Source organism: Pseudomonas sp. R45(2017) (genome assembly GCF_002112305.1).
GTDB classification, from domain to species: Bacteria; Pseudomonadota; Gammaproteobacteria; order Pseudomonadales; family Pseudomonadaceae; genus Aquipseudomonas; species Aquipseudomonas paraglycinae.
Genome location: NZ_NEHH01000005.1, coordinates 399,906 through 417,304, shown reverse-complemented (window position 1 = coordinate 417,304; position 17,399 = coordinate 399,906). Strand labels below are relative to the sequence as shown.

General features: G+C 61.6%; 19 protein-coding genes. 12 read left to right on the top strand and 7 right to left on the bottom strand.

Annotated features, from left to right (window positions below; genetic code table 11):
* Positions 1 to 190: 190 nt before the first annotated feature.
* Complete coding sequence (locus tag CAF74_RS14480; protein ID WP_007951883.1) at positions 191 to 436, bottom strand: TIGR02647 family protein; 246 nt, start codon at positions 434 to 436, stop codon at positions 191 to 193.
* Between the two features lie 191 nt (positions 437 to 627).
* Positions 628 to 912, bottom strand: coding sequence for a hypothetical protein (locus CAF74_RS14475; protein WP_085746779.1), 285 nt, complete (start codon positions 910 to 912; stop codon positions 628 to 630).
* Positions 913 to 1,035: 123 nt separating this feature from the next.
* Here CAF74_RS14475 and CAF74_RS14470 point away from each other — a divergent pair, with 123 nt between their 5' ends.
* A complete protein-coding gene (locus tag CAF74_RS14470) occupies positions 1,036 to 1,695 on the top strand; it encodes a glutathione S-transferase (RefSeq protein WP_085746778.1) in 660 nt (219 codons plus the stop codon).
* Positions 1,696 to 1,822: 127 nt separating this feature from the next.
* Here the strand turns inward: CAF74_RS14470 and argH are convergent, their stop codons facing one another.
* On the bottom strand, positions 1,823 to 3,217 hold the full coding sequence (gene argH / locus CAF74_RS14465) for an argininosuccinate lyase (protein ID WP_011336517.1): 1,395 nt from the start codon (positions 3,215 to 3,217) through the stop codon (positions 1,823 to 1,825).
* A 474-nt stretch (positions 3,218 to 3,691) separates the two neighbouring features.
* Between argH and CAF74_RS14455 the strand changes: the two genes are divergently transcribed.
* The 7 genes from CAF74_RS14455 (at position 3,692) to CAF74_RS14425 (ending at position 10,091) form a co-directional block, all read left to right on the top strand.
* A complete protein-coding gene (locus CAF74_RS14455) occupies positions 3,692 to 4,438 on the top strand; it encodes a LytTR family DNA-binding domain-containing protein (protein ID WP_007951875.1) in 747 nt (248 codons plus the stop codon).
* Between the two features lie 138 nt (positions 4,439 to 4,576).
* Positions 4,577 to 5,518 carry a hydroxymethylbilane synthase gene (hemC, locus tag CAF74_RS14450; protein WP_007951874.1) on the top strand — a complete coding sequence of 314 codons (942 nt, stop codon included), beginning with the start codon at positions 4,577 to 4,579 and terminating at the stop codon, positions 5,516 to 5,518.
* Positions 5,515 to 6,282 carry a uroporphyrinogen-III synthase gene (locus tag CAF74_RS14445; protein WP_085746776.1) on the top strand — a complete coding sequence of 256 codons (768 nt, stop codon included), beginning with the start codon at positions 5,515 to 5,517 and terminating at the stop codon, positions 6,280 to 6,282. The genes hemC and CAF74_RS14445 overlap by 4 nt, the downstream gene beginning before the upstream one ends.
* Before the next feature lie 16 nt (positions 6,283 to 6,298).
* Positions 6,299 to 7,441, top strand: a complete 1,143-nt coding sequence (locus CAF74_RS14440) for a uroporphyrinogen-III C-methyltransferase (RefSeq protein ID WP_085746775.1) — start codon at positions 6,299 to 6,301, stop codon at positions 7,439 to 7,441.
* Entirely contained in the window at positions 7,438 to 8,676 is a 1,239-nt protein-coding gene (locus tag CAF74_RS14435) for a heme biosynthesis protein HemY (RefSeq protein ID WP_085746774.1), read from the top strand. The genes CAF74_RS14440 and CAF74_RS14435 overlap by 4 nt, the downstream gene beginning before the upstream one ends.
* A gap of 219 nt (positions 8,677 to 8,895) precedes the next feature.
* Positions 8,896 to 9,447, top strand: coding sequence for a disulfide bond formation protein B (locus tag CAF74_RS14430; protein WP_085746773.1), 552 nt, complete (start codon positions 8,896 to 8,898; stop codon positions 9,445 to 9,447).
* Positions 9,448 to 9,632: 185 nt separating this feature from the next.
* Entirely contained in the window at positions 9,633 to 10,091 is a 459-nt protein-coding gene (locus CAF74_RS14425) for an Rsd/AlgQ family anti-sigma factor (protein WP_007951863.1), read from the top strand.
* A gap of 60 nt (positions 10,092 to 10,151) precedes the next feature.
* Here the strand turns inward: CAF74_RS14425 and CAF74_RS14420 are convergent, their stop codons facing one another.
* The gene (locus CAF74_RS14420; RefSeq protein WP_085746772.1) at positions 10,152 to 10,817 is read right to left on the bottom strand and encodes an FKBP-type peptidyl-prolyl cis-trans isomerase; all 666 of its coding nucleotides are present in this window, start codon (positions 10,815 to 10,817) and stop codon (positions 10,152 to 10,154) included.
* A gap of 192 nt (positions 10,818 to 11,009) precedes the next feature.
* Between CAF74_RS14420 and CAF74_RS14410 the strand changes: the two genes are divergently transcribed.
* Complete coding sequence (locus tag CAF74_RS14410) at positions 11,010 to 12,236, top strand: AlgP family protein (protein ID WP_085746771.1); 1,227 nt, start codon at positions 11,010 to 11,012, stop codon at positions 12,234 to 12,236.
* Here CAF74_RS14410 and CAF74_RS14405 read toward each other — a convergent pair.
* On the bottom strand, positions 12,233 to 12,694 hold the full coding sequence (locus tag CAF74_RS14405) for a TIGR02444 family protein (protein ID WP_085746770.1): 462 nt from the start codon (positions 12,692 to 12,694) through the stop codon (positions 12,233 to 12,235). The two genes, CAF74_RS14410 and CAF74_RS14405, sit on opposite strands and share 4 nt — an antisense overlap.
* A 50-nt stretch (positions 12,695 to 12,744) precedes the next feature.
* Between CAF74_RS14405 and CAF74_RS14400 the strand changes: the two genes are divergently transcribed.
* The 3 genes from CAF74_RS14400 (at position 12,745) to CAF74_RS14390 (ending at position 15,984) form a co-directional block, all read left to right on the top strand.
* Positions 12,745 to 14,655, top strand: coding sequence for an ATP-binding cassette domain-containing protein (locus tag CAF74_RS14400; RefSeq protein ID WP_085746769.1), 1,911 nt, complete (start codon positions 12,745 to 12,747; stop codon positions 14,653 to 14,655).
* Complete coding sequence (locus CAF74_RS14395) at positions 14,655 to 15,236, top strand: mechanosensitive ion channel family protein (protein WP_085606057.1); 582 nt, start codon at positions 14,655 to 14,657, stop codon at positions 15,234 to 15,236. The genes CAF74_RS14400 and CAF74_RS14395 overlap by 1 nt, the downstream gene beginning before the upstream one ends.
* Positions 15,237 to 15,351: 115 nt before the next feature.
* Positions 15,352 to 15,984, top strand: a complete 633-nt coding sequence (locus tag CAF74_RS14390) for a LysE family transporter (protein WP_085746768.1) — start codon at positions 15,352 to 15,354, stop codon at positions 15,982 to 15,984.
* A gap of 60 nt (positions 15,985 to 16,044) precedes the next feature.
* On the opposite strand, the gene CAF74_RS14385 is transcribed toward CAF74_RS14390, so the two are convergent.
* A complete protein-coding gene (locus tag CAF74_RS14385) occupies positions 16,045 to 16,788 on the bottom strand; it encodes a penicillin-binding protein activator LpoB (RefSeq protein ID WP_085746767.1) in 744 nt (247 codons plus the stop codon).
* 3 nt (positions 16,789 to 16,791) lie between these two features.
* Positions 16,792 to 17,379, bottom strand: coding sequence for a penicillin-binding protein activator LpoB (gene lpoB, locus CAF74_RS14380; RefSeq protein WP_007951848.1), 588 nt, complete (start codon positions 17,377 to 17,379; stop codon positions 16,792 to 16,794).
* Positions 17,380 to 17,399: the final 20 nt, after the last annotated feature.

The window sequence follows — 17,399 nt, the reverse complement described above, 5'->3', positions numbered from 1 at the left end:
GCTCAAACCGGCGCGCAGGGCTCGGAGGCAAATGGTCTCGGGTGTCCGGGAGTTTAGCGCCTGAGCGACAGGAGTTTTAAGCTGAATTTGTTTTTTGACGTCAGATTTCTATCGCGCGGCGATGGGCGACGTTCATGGCTGGCCCGCGGAAATCCCGTGGCAGGGGTTTCCGTGGGCAAAGTCGGGAGGATCAGGCGGTTTGCTGCTCTTTGAGAATCGTCAGTACGGTTTGCACGTTCTGTGCGGCATCGCGACCGAGGCTGGTCAGGTAACCGCCATCAGGCTGGTCTGTCAGTTCTTTTTCGAACAGGCGTTGTGCGGCGGCAATGTGCTTCGGGGCAGCGGTCTGATGAATTTTCAGACCTTCCTGGGAACTGTCCAGGTTGAAGAGTGCGAGGACTTCCAGTTCGGCAACCAACTCAGGGGTAAGCGACATAAGGACTCCAGACTTTCTAGGAATTGGACGACAGCGCCCCTAAGGTGAACCTGCCGGCGCGGCCTGTCCAGTGCGCGTGTCAGGGTTTTTATCCCGGGGTGGATTCCAGTGTAGTCAGGGGGCGGCAGAAGGCCGCGAAGATGGGTGACAAATTGTGTGGGAGCAGGTCTGCTCCCACAGCGAGGGGCCGTTTACTGCTTTTCCGGTGGCAACTCGGGCAGTGCGCGCAGCGAGGTTTCGTACCACTCGGTATCGAACGCGCGGTCTTCGTCGAGCATCGCGTCGATTTCACAGGCCAGCACGTGGGCCATCAGATTCAGGATGTCATCACGCTCGTAACCGACCAGCGTCAGCTTGTTGAAGGTTGCCTTGGCCGCTGGCGGGTTGTCGCTTTCGATCTGGTTCTCGATCGCTTCGATCAGCGTCGATTCGGTGAACTCTTCTTCATCATTGTCGATGTCAGTCGGCTCGCTCATGGCAGGCTCCTCAAGGAAAGGCGCCAGTTTACCCGCATTCAGCAGCGTGATGCTGCTGGCGCGAATCCCTGGTGCGATCTATAAACAGGCACTGCCCACCCCGCACGGCCTGGAGGCTATGTGATGTTCAAGCTCTATGGATTCTCCGTCAGCAACTACTACAACATGGTCAAACTGGCGCTGCTGGAAAAAGGCCTGCCGTTCGAGGAGGTCACGTTCTACCCGACACCAACGCCTGAGTCTCTGGCCATCAGCCCGCGTGGCAAGGTGCCGGTGCTGGGGGCCGAAGGTGGTTACATCAACGAAACGATGGTGATGCTCGAATACCTCGAAAGCAGTCAAAAGGGTGTCCCGCTGTTGCCGACCGAGCCGTTTGCCCGTGCTCAGGTGCTGGCAGTGGCCAAGGAAATCGAGCTGTATATCGAGCTGCCGGCACGAGCCTGTTACGGCGAAGCGTTTTTCGGTACGGCGCTGCCGGAGGCGATCAAGGAGAAAACCAAGGCTGAATTGCTGCTGGGCTTTGCGGCGCTGGGGCGCCACGGCAAGTTCGCCCCGTATGTAGCGGGCGACAGCTTGAGCATTGCGGATTTGTATTTCCTCTACAGCGTGCCGCTGGCGGTTGCCGTGGGGCACAAGCTGTTCGGTCTGGATTTGCTGGCGGAGATGCCGAAGGCCAAGGCGCTGCTGGAGCGGCTTGAGCAGAATGCGCATGTGCAGAAGATTGCAGCGGACAAGGATGCGGCGATGCCGGCGTTTTTGGCGATGATCGCCGCCAAAAAGTAGCATTTTGTAGCGTTTTGAAATCAGTCATCGCGGGCAAGCCCGCTCCCACAGGGTTTTCGGTTGAAACACAATTGCATGTTCGACACTGAACCTGTGGGAGCTGGCTTGCCAGCGATGTTTTTGGCTTTTAGCGGCTGGCGATCAACGCCTGACCACGAACCACGGCAGCCTTGACCTGCGCCGGCGCAGTGCCGCCGATGTGGTCACGGGCATTCACCGAGCCTTCCAGGGTCAGCACGGCAAACACGTCCTGCTCGATCTGGTCGCTGAACTGGCGCAGTTCTTCCAGGCTCATTTCCGCCAGATCCTTGCCGGTGTCGACGCCGTACTTCACGGCATGACCGACGATCTCGTGGCAATCACGGAACGGCAGGCCACGGCGTACCAGGTAGTCGGCCAGGTCAGTGGCAGTGGAGAAGCCGCGCAGCGCCGCTTCACGCATGATCGCGTGCTTAGGCTTGATCGCCGGGATCATGTCGGCAAAGGCGCGCAACGAGTCGCGCAGGGTGTCGGCGGCGTCGAACAGCGGTTCCTTGTCTTCCTGGTTGTCCTTGTTGTAGGCCAGCGGCTGGCCTTTCATCAGGGTCAGCAGGCCCATCAGCGCACCGAACACTCGGCCGGTCTTGCCGCGTACCAGCTCTGGCACGTCGGGGTTTTTCTTTTGCGGCATGATCGAGCTGCCGGTGCAGAAACGGTCCGGCAGATCGATGAACTGGAACTGCGCGCTGGTCCACAGTACCAGCTCTTCGGAGAAGCGCGACAGGTGCATCATCGCGATGCTGGCGGCCGAGCAGAATTCGATGGCGAAGTCGCGGTCGGACACGTTGTCCAGCGAGTTGCCGCCGACGGCGTCGAAGCCCAGCAGTTGCGCGGTGTATTCGCGGTCGATCGGGTAAGTGGTGCCGGCCAGCGCGGCGCTGCCCAGCGGCATGCGGTTGGTGCGCTTGCGGCAGTCGACCAGACGCTCGTAGTCGCGGCTGAGCATTTCGAACCAGGCCAGCATGTGGTGCCCGAAGGTCACTGGCTGAGCGGTCTGCAGGTGGGTGAAGCCCGGCATGATGCTGGCGGCTTCACGCTCGGCCTGCTCCAGCAGGCCTTTTTGCAGGCGGGTGATTTCGCTCAGGATCAGGTCGATCTCGTCACGCAGCCACAGGCGGATGTCGGTGGCGACCTGGTCGTTGCGGCTGCGGCCGGTGTGCAGCTTCTTGCCGGTGACGCCGATGCGGTCGGTCAGGCGTGCTTCGATGTTCATGTGCACGTCTTCGAGGTCGACGCGCCAGTCGAACTGGCCGGCCTCGATTTCGCCCTGGATGGTCTTCAGGCCATCGATGATGCTGTCGCGCTCGGCATCCGTCAGCACGCCGACCTTGGCCAGCATGGTGGCGTGGGCGATCGAGCCCATGATGTCGTGGCGATACAGGCGCTGGTCGAAAGTGACGGAGGCGGTGAAGCGGGCGACGAAGGCGTCGACGGGTTCACTGAAGCGGCCGCCCCAGGACTGATTGGTCTTGTCAGTGCTCATGAATTCGCTCGTATCGGCTTGAAGAAAGAAGGCGTGAAACGCTGGCGCGGATAATAACAGGGTTGCCAATCCTGTCGCTGACACTGGTCGATACGTTTTTTTCTCATGACCTGATCCATAGTCGCCGGTGTCGCCGGGGGATTTGCGCAAGGATATTTTTCGATTGAGCAATATCGGCCCGACGAGCGTCTACAGTAGGACATAGGGGTCGACGTGGCGGCGGATCGCGCAAAGGTCCGGCCACCGACTATAAGAAGAGAGAGGGGTGGGTGTATTGGCCATTGGCATATCCTGCGTAAAACGCAGTCGGCGACGGGCGTCAGGCGGTACGTTGCAGGTGTCGGCAAATATTGCCGGCCGACGTACGGCACTTTTTGGCGCTCGCGCTAGTCTTAGCGTGGATCGCGGTGACGGACGTCACTCCACTTGTCTACGCTATCCTTGTGCGAGACTCACGCAGGAATCCAGCGCAATATGAATGTCCTGATCGTTGATGACGAACCACTGGCCCGCGAGCGACTCAGCCGAATGGTGAGCGAGCTCGAGGGCTACACAGTCCTGGAGCCCAGCGCCACCAATGGCGAAGAGGCGTTGGCGCTGATCGACAGCCACAAGCCGGATATCGTGCTGCTCGATATCCGCATGCCGGGCCTCGATGGCCTGCAGGTGGCTGCCCGTCTGTGCGAACGCGAAACCCCGCCAGCCGTGGTGTTTTGCGCAGGTCCCGATGAATTTGCCGTGGAAGCCCTGCAGGCCAGCGCCGTGGGCTATGTGGTGAAACCCGTGCGAACCGAACATCTGCATGACGCCCTGAAACGGGCTGAACGTCCCAACCGGGCCCAGCTCTCGGCCCTGACCCGTCCTGCCGCCGAAAGCGGTAACGGCCCGCGCAGCCACATCAGCGCCCGGACCCGCAAAGGCATCGAATTGATCCCGCTGGATCAGGTGGTGTACTTCATTGCCGACCACAAATACGTGACCTTGCGCCACGAAGGTGGCGAAGTCCTTCTGGATGAACCGCTCAAGGCGCTGGAAGACGAATTCGGCGAGCGCTTCGTGCGGATCCACCGCAACGCGCTGGTCGCCCGCGACCGCATCGAGCGATTGCAGCGCACACCGCTGGGCCACTTCCAGTTGTTCCTCAAGGGCCTCAACGGAGATGCGCTGATCGTCAGCCGCCGGCATGTGGCGGGCGTGCGCAAAATGATGCAGGGGCTTTAGTCCGCAGGCTCCGGGCGGTTCTTCGTTTCATTCACCAGGCATCGCAGGCCAGGGAGGCCACGCCGTTTCTGATTCAGGTCAAAGTGGATTTGGCTGAGCTGTTATTATCCGCCGTATCTATTCAGTACGGATTGATCCATGTCCTCTCGCGAAATCCGCATCGCCACCCGCAAAAGTGCTCTGGCCCTCTGGCAGGCCGAATACGTCAAAGCCCGTCTGGAAGCAGCCCACCCGGGCCTGCTGGTGACGCTGGTGCCCATGGTCAGTCGCGGCGACAAGCTGCTTGATTCGCCCCTGTCGAAAATCGGCGGCAAGGGCCTGTTCGTCAAGGAACTGGAAACCGCGCTGCTGGAAAACGAAGCCGACATCGCCGTGCATTCGATGAAAGACGTGCCGATGGATTTCCCCGAAGGCCTCGGTCTGTTCTGCATCTGCGAGCGTGAAGACCCGCGTGACGCGTTTGTCTCCAATACGTATTCCAGCCTCGATGCGTTGCCAGCCGGCAGCATCGTCGGCACCTCCAGCCTGCGTCGCCAGGCACAGTTGCTGACGCGCCGTCCGGATCTCGAGATCCGTTTCCTGCGCGGTAACGTCAACACCCGTCTGGCCAAGCTCGACGCCGGCGAGTACGACGCGATCATCCTCGCGGCAGCCGGTCTGATCCGCCTCGGTTTCGAAGACCGCATCACCTCGGCCATCAGCGTCGACGATAGCCTGCCGGCCGGTGGCCAGGGCGCCGTCGGTATCGAATGCCGCAGCGCCGACACTGAGATTCATGCCTTGCTCGCGCCCCTGCATCACGCCGACACCGCCGACCGTGTCACCGCCGAGCGTGCCCTCAACAAACATCTGAATGGCGGCTGCCAGGTGCCGATCGCCTGCTACGCCGTGCTCGAAGGCGATCAGTTGTGGCTTCGCGGCCTGGTGGGCGAGCCGAGCGGCGGCAAGCTGCTCAGCGCACAGGCTCGTGCACCGCGTGCCGCAGCCGAGACGCTGGGTGTGCAGGTGGCCGAAGACCTGCTCAGTCAGGGCGCCGACGATATTCTCAAGGCAGTCTACGGCGAGGCAGGTCACGAGTGACCGCCTGGCGCCTGCTGCTGACGCGCCCGGCGGAGGACTGTTCGGCGCTCGTCATCGTGCTGGCCGAACAAGGGATTTTCAGCAGCTGTCTGCCGCTTTTGGAAATCGCGCCACTGCCGGTCTCTGACACAATGCGCCGCACGATCACGCAACTGCCGCGTTACAGCGCGGTGATCGTGGTCAGCAAACCGGCGGCGCGGATCGCGGTGGATCTGCTCGACGCTCTGGGTCTGGCGACTCTGACGATGCCGTGGTTCAGCGTGGGCGCGGCGACCGCCGCTATCCTTCGGGATCGAGGACTGGATGTGAGCTTCCCCGACGCGGGTGACGACAGCGAAGCCTTGCTGCAATTGCCGCGTCTGCTGGCGGCGGTGGCAGAGCCCGGCTCGCAGGTGTTGATCCTGCGCGGGGAGGGCGGACGCGAGCTGCTGGCCGAGCGCCTGCGCGCGCTTGGTGCTAGTGTCGAATACTTGGAGTTGTACCGTCGCGACCTGCCGGACTATCCGCCGCAGGAGCTGCCCCGCAGGATTGCAGCGGAACGCCTGAACGGGCTGGTGGTCAGCAGTGGACAGGGTTTCGAGCACCTGCGCCAACTGGCTGGCGACAGCTGGCCTGTACTTGCGCAGTTGCCGTTGTTTGTTCCAAGCCCAAGGGTTGCCGAGCAGGCCAGTGCCGCCGGGGCCCGAACAGTTGTGGATTGTCGCGGCGCGAGTGCCGCGGCCTTGCTGACGGCGTTACGGGAGCATCCCGTGCCCGTTCTCTAATGCAAAGGATGGATACGTGAGCGAAACAGCCTTGCCTAAAGATGACGTTCAACCTGTGATCGATGCACCGGTTGATGCACCGCCACCGGCCGCGGAACCGCGCCGAGGCAACGGATTGGCCATTCTCGCGCTGCTGCTCGGCGCCGCCGGTGTTGCGGTGGGTGGCTGGGGTGTCTGGCAGGTGCGACACCTGCAGACCAGCACTCAGAATCAGTTGAGTCAGGTTCAGGCGTTGAGCGATCAGGCCCAGACCCTGAAACTCAACGAGCAACGACTGACCGAACGCCTCGGACAATTGCCCGGCGCCGATGAACTTGCCGATCGCCAGCGTCTGGTGTCGCAACTTCAGGGCGATCAGCAGCGCCTCAATCAACGTCTGGAGACCGTCCTCGGCGCCAGCCGCAAGGACTGGCGTCTGGCCGAGGCCGAGCACTTGCTGCGTCTGGCCAGCCTGCGTCTTTCCGCCCTCCAGGACATCAGCAGCGCCCAGGCGCTGGTGCAGGGTGCCGATGAAATCCTGCGCGAGCAGAACGATCCCGGCTCGTTCGCCGCCCGCGAGCAGGTGGCGAAAACCCTTGTGGCGCTGCGCAGCACCGAGCAACCGGATCGCACCGGGCTGTTCCTGCGCCTGGGCGCCTTGCGTGATCAGGTCGTCGGCCTCACCGAGCTGGCGCCGGAATACAAGGATCGCGGCGATTCGCTGCTGGGCCTGACCTCCGATGGCGACGGCGCCAGTCGCTGGGCGCAGTGGTGGGATCAGATCTCGCGCTACATCCGCATCGATTTCAACGCTGACAAAAATGTTCGGCCGCTGCTTGCTGGCCAGAGTCTGAGCCAGGTGCGTCTGGCCCTGAGCCTTTCGCTCGAACAGGCGCAGTGGGCCGCGCTCAACGGTCAGGCGCCGGTGTACACCCAGGCCCTTGCAGAAGCGCGTGACGTCCTCACGGGCAACTTCAATCCGGACAACCCGCAGAGCAAGATCATGCTCGAGCAGGTCGCGGAATTGAGCAAGCAACCGGTTACCGTCAACACGCCGGATCTCGCTGGAACCTTGAGTGCGGTTCAGGCGTATCTGGAGCGCCGTAACGTCAACGCCGAAGACTCGGTGAAACCCTTCGCCAAACCAGCCGCCAGCACCGCGCAGGAGGCGACACCATGAAACGCCTGTATGTGATCGTGTTTCTGGTGATCGCGGCAACGGCGGCGCTGGGCCTGGCGATTGCCGAGCATTCCGGATACGTGCTGGTCGCCTACAAAAGCTTTCGTTATGAATCGAGCCTGTGGGCGACCCTGGCGGTGGTGGCGGTGCTGTGGCTGCTGGTCTGGGGTATCAAGGCGCTGGTCGAACTGGTGCTGACCTCGGGCGGCGTGGTCAATCCCTGGTCGCGTCGCAACCGCAGCCGTCGCGTGCAAGTGGCGATCGAGCACGGTCAGCTCGATCTGGCCGAAGGTCGCTGGGCCAGTGCCCAACGTCACCTTTACCGGGCCGCCGAAGCCGAGCGTCAGCCGTTGCTCTATTACCTGGGTGCCGCCCGCGCCGCCAACGAACAAGGCAACTACGAGGAAAGCGATCGCCTGCTGGAACGCGCCCTCGAGCGTCAGCCGCAGGCCGAGCTGGCGATCGCTCTCAGCCATGCGCAGTTGCAGACTGATCGTGGTGATACCGATGGGGCGCTGGTTACCTTGCAGGCGATGCACGAGCGCCATCCGCACAATGTCCAGACCTTGCGTCAATTGCAGCGTCTGCATCAGCAGCGCGGTGACTGGTCGTCGGTGATCCGGCTGTTGCCGGAGCTGCGCAAAGACAAAGTTCTGCCACCGGCCGAACTGTCCGAGCTCGAGCGTCGTGCCTGGGGGGGAAACCTTTCCTTGGCGGCCCAGCGTGAAGAGGATGGAGCCGTCGGTTTGCAGTCGCTCAACCGCGCCTGGCAGCAACTGACTTCTGCCCAGCGCCAGGAGCCGGCGCTGGTGTTGGCCTATGCCGAGCAATTGCGTCAGTTGGGCGCTCAGGTCGAAGCGGAAGAAGTGCTGCGCACGGCGCTCAAGCGCAAGTACGACAGCCATCTGGCGCGCCTTTACGGTCTGGTGCGCGGCAGCGATCCGGCGCGTCAGTTGCAGACGGCCGAAGGCTGGCTCAAGGATCATCCGGGTGATGCCAGCCTGCTGCTGACGCTGGGGCGCCTGTGCCTGCAAGCCAGCCTGTGGGGCAAGGCACGGGACTATCTGGAAAGCAGCCTGCGAGTACAGCGCAATCCGGAAGCGTGTGCCGAATTGGCGCGCCTGCTGGCCCGGCTGGGTGACACCGAGCGCAGCAACCTGTTGTTCCAGGAAGGACTCGGTATGCTGGATGAACGACTTTTGGCTTCGCCATTGCCCGTAGCCGTTCGGGCGTGATCAGAAAGGAGGAGCGTGCTCCTCCTTTTCTTTCCGATGACGGAATAGTTACCGTTAAATCTCCTCCAGAGCAACGTCCTACAGAGGGCTACACCGAATCCTTCGGTGCCTGTCGGGATTTCCCTACACTTCTGCTGAAGTGTCGCCAGTGACCTGCCTTGAAAGCCCGAGGCCCTTTCCTCTACCGTAACTGCCTGTCTTTATTGTTACGGATAAGCCATGTCGTTGGCCTGCTCACGCTCCCTGTTCTTTATGGCTTTTACTGCGGGGATTCTGGCCCTGGGAGCTTCCTATTACCTTGAATATGCGGTCGGTCTGGTGCCTTGCAGTCTGTGTCTGGTCCAGCGTCTGTTCATGAGCGTCCTCACCCTTTGTTGTGGTGTGGCTGCGATCCATGGGCCGCAACGTGTCGGTCTGTCGCTTTACTGGATGATGGCGTTGCTCACCAGTCTTGGCGGGACGACAGCGGCGTGGCGGCAAGTGCTGCTGCAAGGTGATTCCCTGCAAAGGTTGGCGCATTGCGCGCCGGGTCCGGAAGAAATGTTCAGCAGCCTGCCGTGGTTATGCGCGCTGATGCGGATGTTCAACGATACGGCCGATTGCGCGGAATTGTCCTGGACGCTGTTCGATCTGAGCATTCCGGAGTGGAGCCTGCTGTTTTTTGTGGGGATGTCGATCCTGGCCGTTTACCAGTTGCTGCGGCAGGTCTGGATGGCGTTGCAGCAACCGCTCAGCGGCCAACCGTCGCACCCGGTGCTGGTCAGGGATTAAACACTTGTATGAACTTTCTCTCCTGCGTACCTTGAAGCCATAGGCGTGCGGGCATAATCTGGCCCGCACGTGTCATTGGAATTGTGTTGCTCGATGACGCTCTGCCTGGCCGCCTCTCAAAGCAATATTCACAAGAAGGGGCGCGGGTGTAGAGCAGCATGACCCACAAGGGAAGAGAGATCGCCATGCTCGAAAGTTGTCAGAATGCTCAGGAACGTTGGGGTGGAGTTCATCTGCTGATCGACCGCTGGCTGCAGGAGCGTGAGGAATTGATCGCTGCCTATGACAAGCTGGGCGCCAAACCTCAGGCACTGTCCGAGGATCGAAAGCCCTTGCAGGAATTCTGCGGCGTGCTGGTCGATTACGTCTCGGCCGGCCACTTCGAGATCTACGAACAGCTGACGGGCGAGGCCAAGGCCTTCAACGACAAGCGCGGCCTGGAACTGGCCGAGACGATCTATCCGCGGATCGATGTCATCACCGAAAAACTGCTCGCGTTCAACGACCTTTGCGATGAAGGCAAATGCGTTGCGGAGAAATTCAAGGAACTGGGCGGCCTGCTCCACGAGCGCTTCGAACTGGAAGACTGCCTGATCGAAGTGCTGCATACCGCACACAAGGAAGAGGATTCGGTTCAGGCCTGAATCGGACTTCGCAAGACACAGAAACGGTGCGCCCACAGCGCACCGTTTTTTATTGGGCGATCAACTGGTCGCGCCGCGCAATTCCACTTCGAACACCAGCGGTGTGAACGGCGCGATCAAGTCGCCGGCACCGTCGGCGCCATAAGCCTGATCCGATGGAATCACCAGTCGCCACTTCGCACCGACCGGCATGTTCTGCAACGCGGTGCGCCAGCCGGCGATCACGCTGTCGAGATTGAACCACTGCGGCTGGCTGTTCTGATCGAACACTGTGCCGTCGGGCAATCGACCGATGTACAGCACCTGCACTTTTCCATCCGGACCGGCCTTCGTGCCATTCCCCGGCGCCAGCTCGGTCAGCAGGATGCCGTCGGCCAACTCCTTCACACCCGGTTTGGCTTTTTCGGCGGTGAGAAAACGTCGCTCGCTTTCCATCGCCGCTTCAGTCGAAGGCATCGCCGCCTGCTCGGCTGTCTGCGATTCGTGATCGGCGAGGATCTGCTCGATGCGTGCTTCGCTCAATGCCAGCGGCTTGCCTTGATAGGCCTGTTGCAGGCCTTCGATCAACGCCTGAATCTGGAGCTGCGGCACTTCCTGACGCAGCCGTTCGCCGAGGCTGGCACCAAGGCTGTAAGCCAGATCGTGAGCGTCATTCGCGGTGGTTTTTTCGTCGGCCTGAGCCACGGAAAAAATCATGCAGAGGGATAAAAAAAGGTAGCGCGACATGGGCACTCTCCGTCCTGAATTGCGGTGGATTATGCCAGCGCGAACGTCTGCAACGGTGAACTGCTTTTGCCAATGCGCAGAAGTTTTTCGCAAGCCTGCAACCGAGTGCTTTCGATACTGTCAACATGCCCTAGCGGCGGTAGCAGCAGAGGTCTAGTATGAGCCGCACTCACGTCAGCCAGGAGGTAAACCATGTCGGCCACCAAGAAGCCTGTAAACACTCCGTTGCATTTACTCCAACAACTCTCGGGCAGCCTGCTCGAGCATCTGGAAAACGCTTGCTCCCAAGCCTTGGCTGATGCTGAAAAACTGCTCGCCAAACTGGAAAAGCAACGCGGCAAGGCGCAAGAAAAACTGCACAAATCCCGCACCAAATTGCAGGACGCAGCAGCAGCCGGTAAAGCCAAGGCGCAGACCAAGGCCAAGGCTGCCGTGAAGGAACTCGAAGACCTGCTCGATGCGCTGAAGGATCGTCAGTCCGATACCCGCAGCTACATTCTGCAACTCAAACGCGATGCCCAGGAAAGCCTGAAACTGGCCCAGGGTGTCGGTCGTGTTCAAGAGGCTGTCGGCAAGGCGTTGTCCCTGCGTTCGGCTAAACCTGCAGCGGCACCTGCGAAAAAAGCGGCCGCCAAACCTGCTGCAAAAGCACCGGCCAAATCGCCTGCCAAAGCGCCAGTGAAAGTCGCTGCAAAACCAGCCGCGAAGAAACCCGCAGCAGCCAGCGCTGCCAAACCTGCGGCTAAAACCACAGCGGCCAAACCAGCTGCCGCCAAGCCGGCTGCTGCAAAACCAGCTGCCAAGCCTGCGGCGAAAACCGCTGCTGCGAAAGCGGCTCCGGCAAGAACTGCCGCTGCAAAACCAGCTGCCAAGCCAGCCACCAAAGCAGCCGCCAAGCCGGCAGCAAAACCAGCCGTTAAAGCCGCCGCTAAACCAGCCGCTAAAACTGCTGCTGCCAAGCCTGCGGCGAAAACCGCTGCCAAGCCGGTTGCTGCCAAACCTGCAGCCAAAGCGGCGGCGAAACCAGCGGCCAAGCCTGCGGCAAAACCCGCTGCAAAACCAGCGGCCAAACCGGCTGCTGCAGCGAAGCCTGCAACGACCGCCGCCAAGCCAGCGGCCGCTGCAAAACCGGCCGCCAAGCCAGCCGCGAAACCTGCTGCAAAACCAGCAGTGAAAAAACCTGCCGCTGCCAAGCCGGCTACCGCCAAGCCAGCTGCCGCCAAGCCAGCTGCCGCCAAGCCAGCAGCAAAACCAGCTGCAGCAAAACCGGCCACTGCACCTGCTGCCAAACCTGCCGCACCGGCAACCCCGGCTCCGACCGCAGCACCGGCATCCGCCGCCACTACCTCGACCACCGCAACCACGCCATCGTCGGCGCCGGTGTCGAGCGTCACCAGCAACCCGTCCAGCGCTTCCTAAGTGTCGGTCGCCGCGACGCGCAGCACTTGCAGCGCGTCGCGGTTCAGGTTGGCCGCAGGGCCGGCCAGCACTTCCAGCCAGTCACTCGATTCCTTCGAATGACGCTTCCAGCCTTGCGCGGCACCTTCCAGTCGTGACAGCAGCGCACGCTCCGCCTCCAGCTCCAATCCCTTGATCTGCTCGCGCATGCCCTTGAGCACCGGATCGGTGTCGGCCAGGGTTTTCCACTGCATGCGCAATGCGCGTAACGGCTGGACCACTTCCCGGTCCCAGGGCTCTGTCAGTTCCAGAAGCTGTCGCGCACGCGCCTCGTCACAGGTGGCATCGCGTTGTTCCAGCCATAAACCGCACAGCATCAGGCACACGTTGGCCCCCGCCGATTGCAGGCGCAGGCAGGCATCCTCCACGCCGGGACGGGCGTAGACGGCAAGGGCAAAGCTCCACAGGTCAGAGGACATCGTGCTACTCGCGCCAGTTGCGGGGGAAGCTGGTAGACTCCGCCGCCATTATGATCCGACTTCAGAACCTGACTTTACAGCGTGGTCCGCAACGTCTGCTAGAAGACGCCGAGCTGACCCTGCACGCCGGCCACAAAGCCGGCCTCATCGGTGCCAACGGCGCCGGCAAATCCAGCCTGTTCGCCTTGCTCCGCGGTGAGTTGCACCCGGACTCGGGCGACTGCCTGTTGCCGGCCGACTGGCGTATCGCCCACATGCGCCAGGAGGTCGACACGCTCGAACGCCTGGCGGTCGACTATGTGCTCGACGGCGATATGCGCCTGCGCGAAGTGCAGCGTGAGCTCGCGGCAGCCGAAGAGGCCCACGACGGCACCGCGCTGGCCCGCCTGCACGCCGAACTCGACAGCGCCGATGGTTACACTGCTGACGCCCGTGCGCGCAAATTGCTGGCCGGCCTCGGTTTCACCAACGAGCAGATGGATCGTCAGGTAGGAGATTTCTCCGGTGGCTGGCGGATGCGTCTGAACCTTGCGCAGGCTTTGATGTGCCCATCAGACCTGTTGCTGCTCGACGAACCGACCAACCACCTGGATCTCGACGCCATCATCTGGCTCGAAGAGTGGCTGAAAAGTTACCCCGGCACCTTGCTGCTGATTTCTCACGACCGGGACTTCCTCGATGAGGTGGTCGATCACGTGGCCCACGTCGATCAGCGCAAGCTGACGCTCTACCGTGGCGGCTATACTGCGTTCGAACGCGCCCGTGCCGAGCGTCTGGCCCAGCAGCAACAGGCCTACGAGAAGCAGCAGGCGCAGCGTGCGCACATGGAAAGCTACATCGCCCGCTTCAAGGCCCAGGCCACCAAGGCCCGTCAGGCCCAGAGCCGGATCAAGGCCCTCGAGCGCATGGAAGAACTGTCGGCGGCCCACGTCGATTCGCCGTTCGATTTCGTGTTCCGCGAGTCGACCAAGATCTCCAGCCCGCTGATCGACCTGTCCGATGCGCGTCTGGGCTATGGCGAGAAAACCGTGCTGGAGAGGGTCAAGCTGCAACTGACCCCCGGCGCGCGGATCGGCTTGCTCGGCCCCAACGGCGCGGGTAAATCGACCCTGATCAAAAACCTCGCCGGTGAGCTCGAACCGCTGGCCGGGCGCCTGACTCGCGGTGAGAACACCGTGGTCGGTTACTTCGCCCAGCATCAGCTTGATTCGCTGGACGCCAAGGCCAGTCCGTTGCTGCACTTGCAGCGTCTGGCACCGACCGAACGCGAGCAGACCCTGCGCGATTTCCTCGGCGGTTTCGACTTCCGTGGCGCACGCATCGATGAGCCGGTGCTGAATTTCTCCGGTGGCGAAAAGGCCCGTCTGGCCCTGGCGCTGATCGCCTGGGAACGGCCGAACCTGCTGCTGCTCGACGAACCGACCAACCACCTCGACCTGGAAATGCGCCTGGCGCTGACCATGGCGTTGCAGGAATTCAGCGGCGCGGTGTTGGTGGTTTCCCACGATCGGCACCTGCTCAAGAGCACCACCGACAACTTCTTCCTGGTCGCGGACGGCAAGGTCGAAGAGTTCGACGGCGACCTCGAGGACTACGCCCGCTGGCTGGTGGAATACCGTCAGCGCAACGCCCCGGTCAGCAACACGCCGGTCAACCCGGACAAGACCGACAAGAAGGCCCAGCGTCAGGCTGCCGCTGCGTTGCGTCAGCAACTGGCGCCGCACAAGCGCGAGGCCGACAAGCTCGAAGCCGAGCTAGGCAAGCTGCACGAGAAACTGGCGAAGGTCGATGCCAGCCTTGGCGACAGCGACATTTACGAGCCGGCGCGCAAGAACGAATTGCGAGACCTGCTGGCCGAACAGGCCAAGCTGAAAGTCCGCGAAGGCGAACTTGAAGAAGCGTGGATGGAAGCCCTGGAAACGCTGGAAAGCATGCAGGCGGAGCTAGAGGCGTTGTCCTGATGGAAGCCTTCAAACTTCCATTGCCGGCGATGTGGGTCGAGCCGATCTGGCTCGGCGTGCAGATTCTGCTGATCCTGCTGGCCGGCTACTTCGCCCAGCGCGTCGTCGCCCGATTCCTGACCCGCCTGGGCGAGAAGTATCCGTTTCCGCCGCAGCTGCTGATGCCGCTGCGCGGCGGACTGCGCTGGCTGATCATGGGCAGTGCGCTGATCTTCGTGCTGGAACGCCTCGGGGTCTCGGCCACAGTGCTGTGGACTGCGTTGTCGGGCTTCGTCGCGGTGGCGGCGGTGGCGTTCTTCGCCATGTGGAGCGTGCTGTCGAACCTGCTCTGCGCGATTCTGATCTTCACCGTCGGCCCGTTCCGTCTCGGCGACGTGGTCGAACTGGTCGACACCACCGACAAGCCCGGCGTCAAAGGCCGGGTGGTGGCGATCAATCTGCTCTACACCACGTTGATCGAGGCTGAAGAACTCGGCACCGGCAGCGCCATGGTGCAAGTGCCCAACAGCCTGTTCTTCCAGCGCTCGGTGCGCCGCTGGCGCGGCACGGATATCTTCCCTTCCAGCGGTTTCGAAAAGTGATCGGACGCCGGCCACGTTGGTCGGCGGCCGCAACATCCTGCAAAAAATCGGTAGTCATCCAGCCAAATCCGCATTAGCTTTGAGGATTGTCACGAGTCCGAAGTCGAGGTGTGCGATGGAGCTTCAAACATGGCTGGCGTTTTTTGCCGCTTGCTGGGTGATCAGTCTTTCTCCGGGTGCCGGCGCCATTGCGTCGATGTCCAGCGGCCTGCAATACGGTTTCTGGCGCGGCTACTGGAATGCCCTGGGCCTGCAGATCGGGCTGGCTGTGCAGATTGCCATCGTCGGCGCCGGTGTCGGCGCGATCCTCACGGCTTCGGCCACCGCGTTCCATGCGATCAAATGGTTCGGTGTCGCCTACCTGGTTTATCTCGCGATCAAGCAGTGGCGCGCATTACCTAAGGACATGAGCGATGACGCAGCGGTACGCCCGATCGGCAAACCGCTGGCTCTGGTGTTCCGTGGCTTTCTGGTGAACATCAGCAACCCCAAGGCGCTGGTGTTCATGCTCGCGGTGCTGCCGCAATTCATCAATCCGCATGCGCCGCTGCTGATCCAGTACGTGGTGATCGGCGTGACCATGATCGCGGTCGACCTGATCGTCATGGCCGGCTACACCGGTCTGGCGTCGAAGGTGCTGCGCCTGTTGCGCACACCGACACAGCAGCGACGCATGAACCGCACGTTTGCCGGACTGTTCATTGGCGCCGCGGCGTTCATGGCGACGTTGCGCAAAGCCGCCGTGTAAAGCGTACAGGCACAAAAAAGGCGACCTTCTCAGGTCGCCTTTTTCGTTTCCGGCAGTCGGTCAGTGAAGAATCACTGGCGCCGTATCACGCGGCAGATTGTTGCGCTGCTGCGGTTCGCGCGGCTGCTCGTAACCGCCACCACCGAGCTGCATGCTCAGCTGTCCGGCCACGTCTTCGCCCAGTGCCTTCGAGACTTCATGCACTACCCGCGGGCGGTTGAGTGAGATCTTGATGTCGCGGTGGTTCACCAGTTTGGTGTCCTGCGCTTCACCCATCGCCGTGAAGGCCGAGGTGATTTCGTAGGTCTTGGTATTGATCAGGCTGAAGTCGGCCACCAGCGTCAGGCCCAGCACGGCCGAATAGCTGTCGGTGTGCGCCAGCTCGTTCATGTCCTGAGTGAAGTCGATGTCCGACACGGTGCCGAACAGCACGTAGTCGGCACCCTTGAAGTTACCGGCCTTGATCCGCTTGATCACATCGTAGATGTCACCCTTGGATGACGCTGTGTACGGCGTGCCCTGCACCAGCTGGAACATGCCGGTACGCAGGATTTCACCCTTGATGTCGCCGGTGAACTTACGCAGTTCGGTCTGTTCGATGTAGCTGGTGTTGGCTTCGAATTCGTCGTAGCTCGAAGAACCGCTGGAGCTGTAGTAGCCCTCGCGGTAGTTGTTCTTCGACGAAACGATGTGGATGTATTGCTCCACACGTTCCTGGTACGCCAGATCCGTTACCGCGACTTTCGGGGCCGCTTGCACGCTGAACGCGCAAGCCAGGGCCATCATGCCAATCCATGTGCGCATCGATTAACGCTCCGTGGTTTTGCGGATCTCTTTCTCGTCCATCCACTCGGCCAGACCGCTTTCAACGTCGATCAGTTGCAGGCTGAATTTGTAGAAGACGTCCTTGTAGTCGCTGCTGCGCTTGACGATCGAGCTGATCGAACCTTCAAGACGGTATTTGGCAGCGATCATGTTGCCAGTCTTGGCCACGGTGCTCTTCTTGTACAGGCCGCTCTGGTTTTGCAGTTTGAGCTGGTCGACCTGGCTCTGCATCGCGGTGTTGTCGCTGGCGAAACGGGCGGTACCGGACTTCATCAGCTGGGTCTTGATGCTGGTGGTGATTTCGCGGGTGTCGATGTATTCGCTGGTCTTGTTCTTCACGTCGTAGACCTGGACCACAGGGCGACCCTGCAGAATGCCGGACTGGGCCAGGGAACGGGTCATCGACTCGGCGATCATCTGCAGGTCGGTCGAACCGAACTCGTTGGTCACGGTTTCAACGGCCTTGGTGTCGCCGTAGCTGATGTTCTTGCTGCCCAGGGTCGGCGAAGTGTTGGCGCAACCGGAGGCCAGCAGGGCGAGGACGGCGATGAAGGAAAAGCGTGCAAACATGGGAATGCTCTCTGAATCGG

Coding starts and splice junctions, on each gene's coding strand:
- CAF74_RS14480 (WP_007951883.1), bottom strand. CDS start 436: ATGTCGCTTACCCCTGAGTTGGTTGCCGAACTGGAAGTCCTCGCACTC.
- CAF74_RS14475 (WP_085746779.1), bottom strand. CDS start 912: ATGAGCGAGCCGACTGACATCGACAATGATGAAGAAGAGTTCACCGAA.
- CAF74_RS14470 (WP_085746778.1), top strand. CDS start 1,036: ATGTTCAAGCTCTATGGATTCTCCGTCAGCAACTACTACAACATGGTC.
- argH (WP_011336517.1), bottom strand. CDS start 3,217: ATGAGCACTGACAAGACCAATCAGTCCTGGGGCGGCCGCTTCAGTGAA.
- CAF74_RS14455 (WP_007951875.1), top strand. CDS start 3,692: ATGAATGTCCTGATCGTTGATGACGAACCACTGGCCCGCGAGCGACTC.
- hemC (WP_007951874.1), top strand. CDS start 4,577: ATGTCCTCTCGCGAAATCCGCATCGCCACCCGCAAAAGTGCTCTGGCC.
- CAF74_RS14435 (WP_085746774.1), top strand. CDS start 7,438: ATGAAACGCCTGTATGTGATCGTGTTTCTGGTGATCGCGGCAACGGCG.
- CAF74_RS14430 (WP_085746773.1), top strand. CDS start 8,896: ATGTCGTTGGCCTGCTCACGCTCCCTGTTCTTTATGGCTTTTACTGCG.
- CAF74_RS14425 (WP_007951863.1), top strand. CDS start 9,633: ATGCTCGAAAGTTGTCAGAATGCTCAGGAACGTTGGGGTGGAGTTCAT.
- CAF74_RS14420 (WP_085746772.1), bottom strand. CDS start 10,817: ATGTCGCGCTACCTTTTTTTATCCCTCTGCATGATTTTTTCCGTGGCT.
- CAF74_RS14410 (WP_085746771.1), top strand. CDS start 11,010: ATGTCGGCCACCAAGAAGCCTGTAAACACTCCGTTGCATTTACTCCAA.
- CAF74_RS14405 (WP_085746770.1), bottom strand. CDS start 12,694: ATGTCCTCTGACCTGTGGAGCTTTGCCCTTGCCGTCTACGCCCGTCCC.
- CAF74_RS14400 (WP_085746769.1), top strand. CDS start 12,745: ATGATCCGACTTCAGAACCTGACTTTACAGCGTGGTCCGCAACGTCTG.
- CAF74_RS14395 (WP_085606057.1), top strand. CDS start 14,655: ATGGAAGCCTTCAAACTTCCATTGCCGGCGATGTGGGTCGAGCCGATC.
- CAF74_RS14390 (WP_085746768.1), top strand. CDS start 15,352: ATGGAGCTTCAAACATGGCTGGCGTTTTTTGCCGCTTGCTGGGTGATC.
- CAF74_RS14385 (WP_085746767.1), bottom strand. CDS start 16,788: ATGCGCACATGGATTGGCATGATGGCCCTGGCTTGCGCGTTCAGCGTG.
- lpoB (WP_007951848.1), bottom strand. CDS start 17,379: ATGTTTGCACGCTTTTCCTTCATCGCCGTCCTCGCCCTGCTGGCCTCC.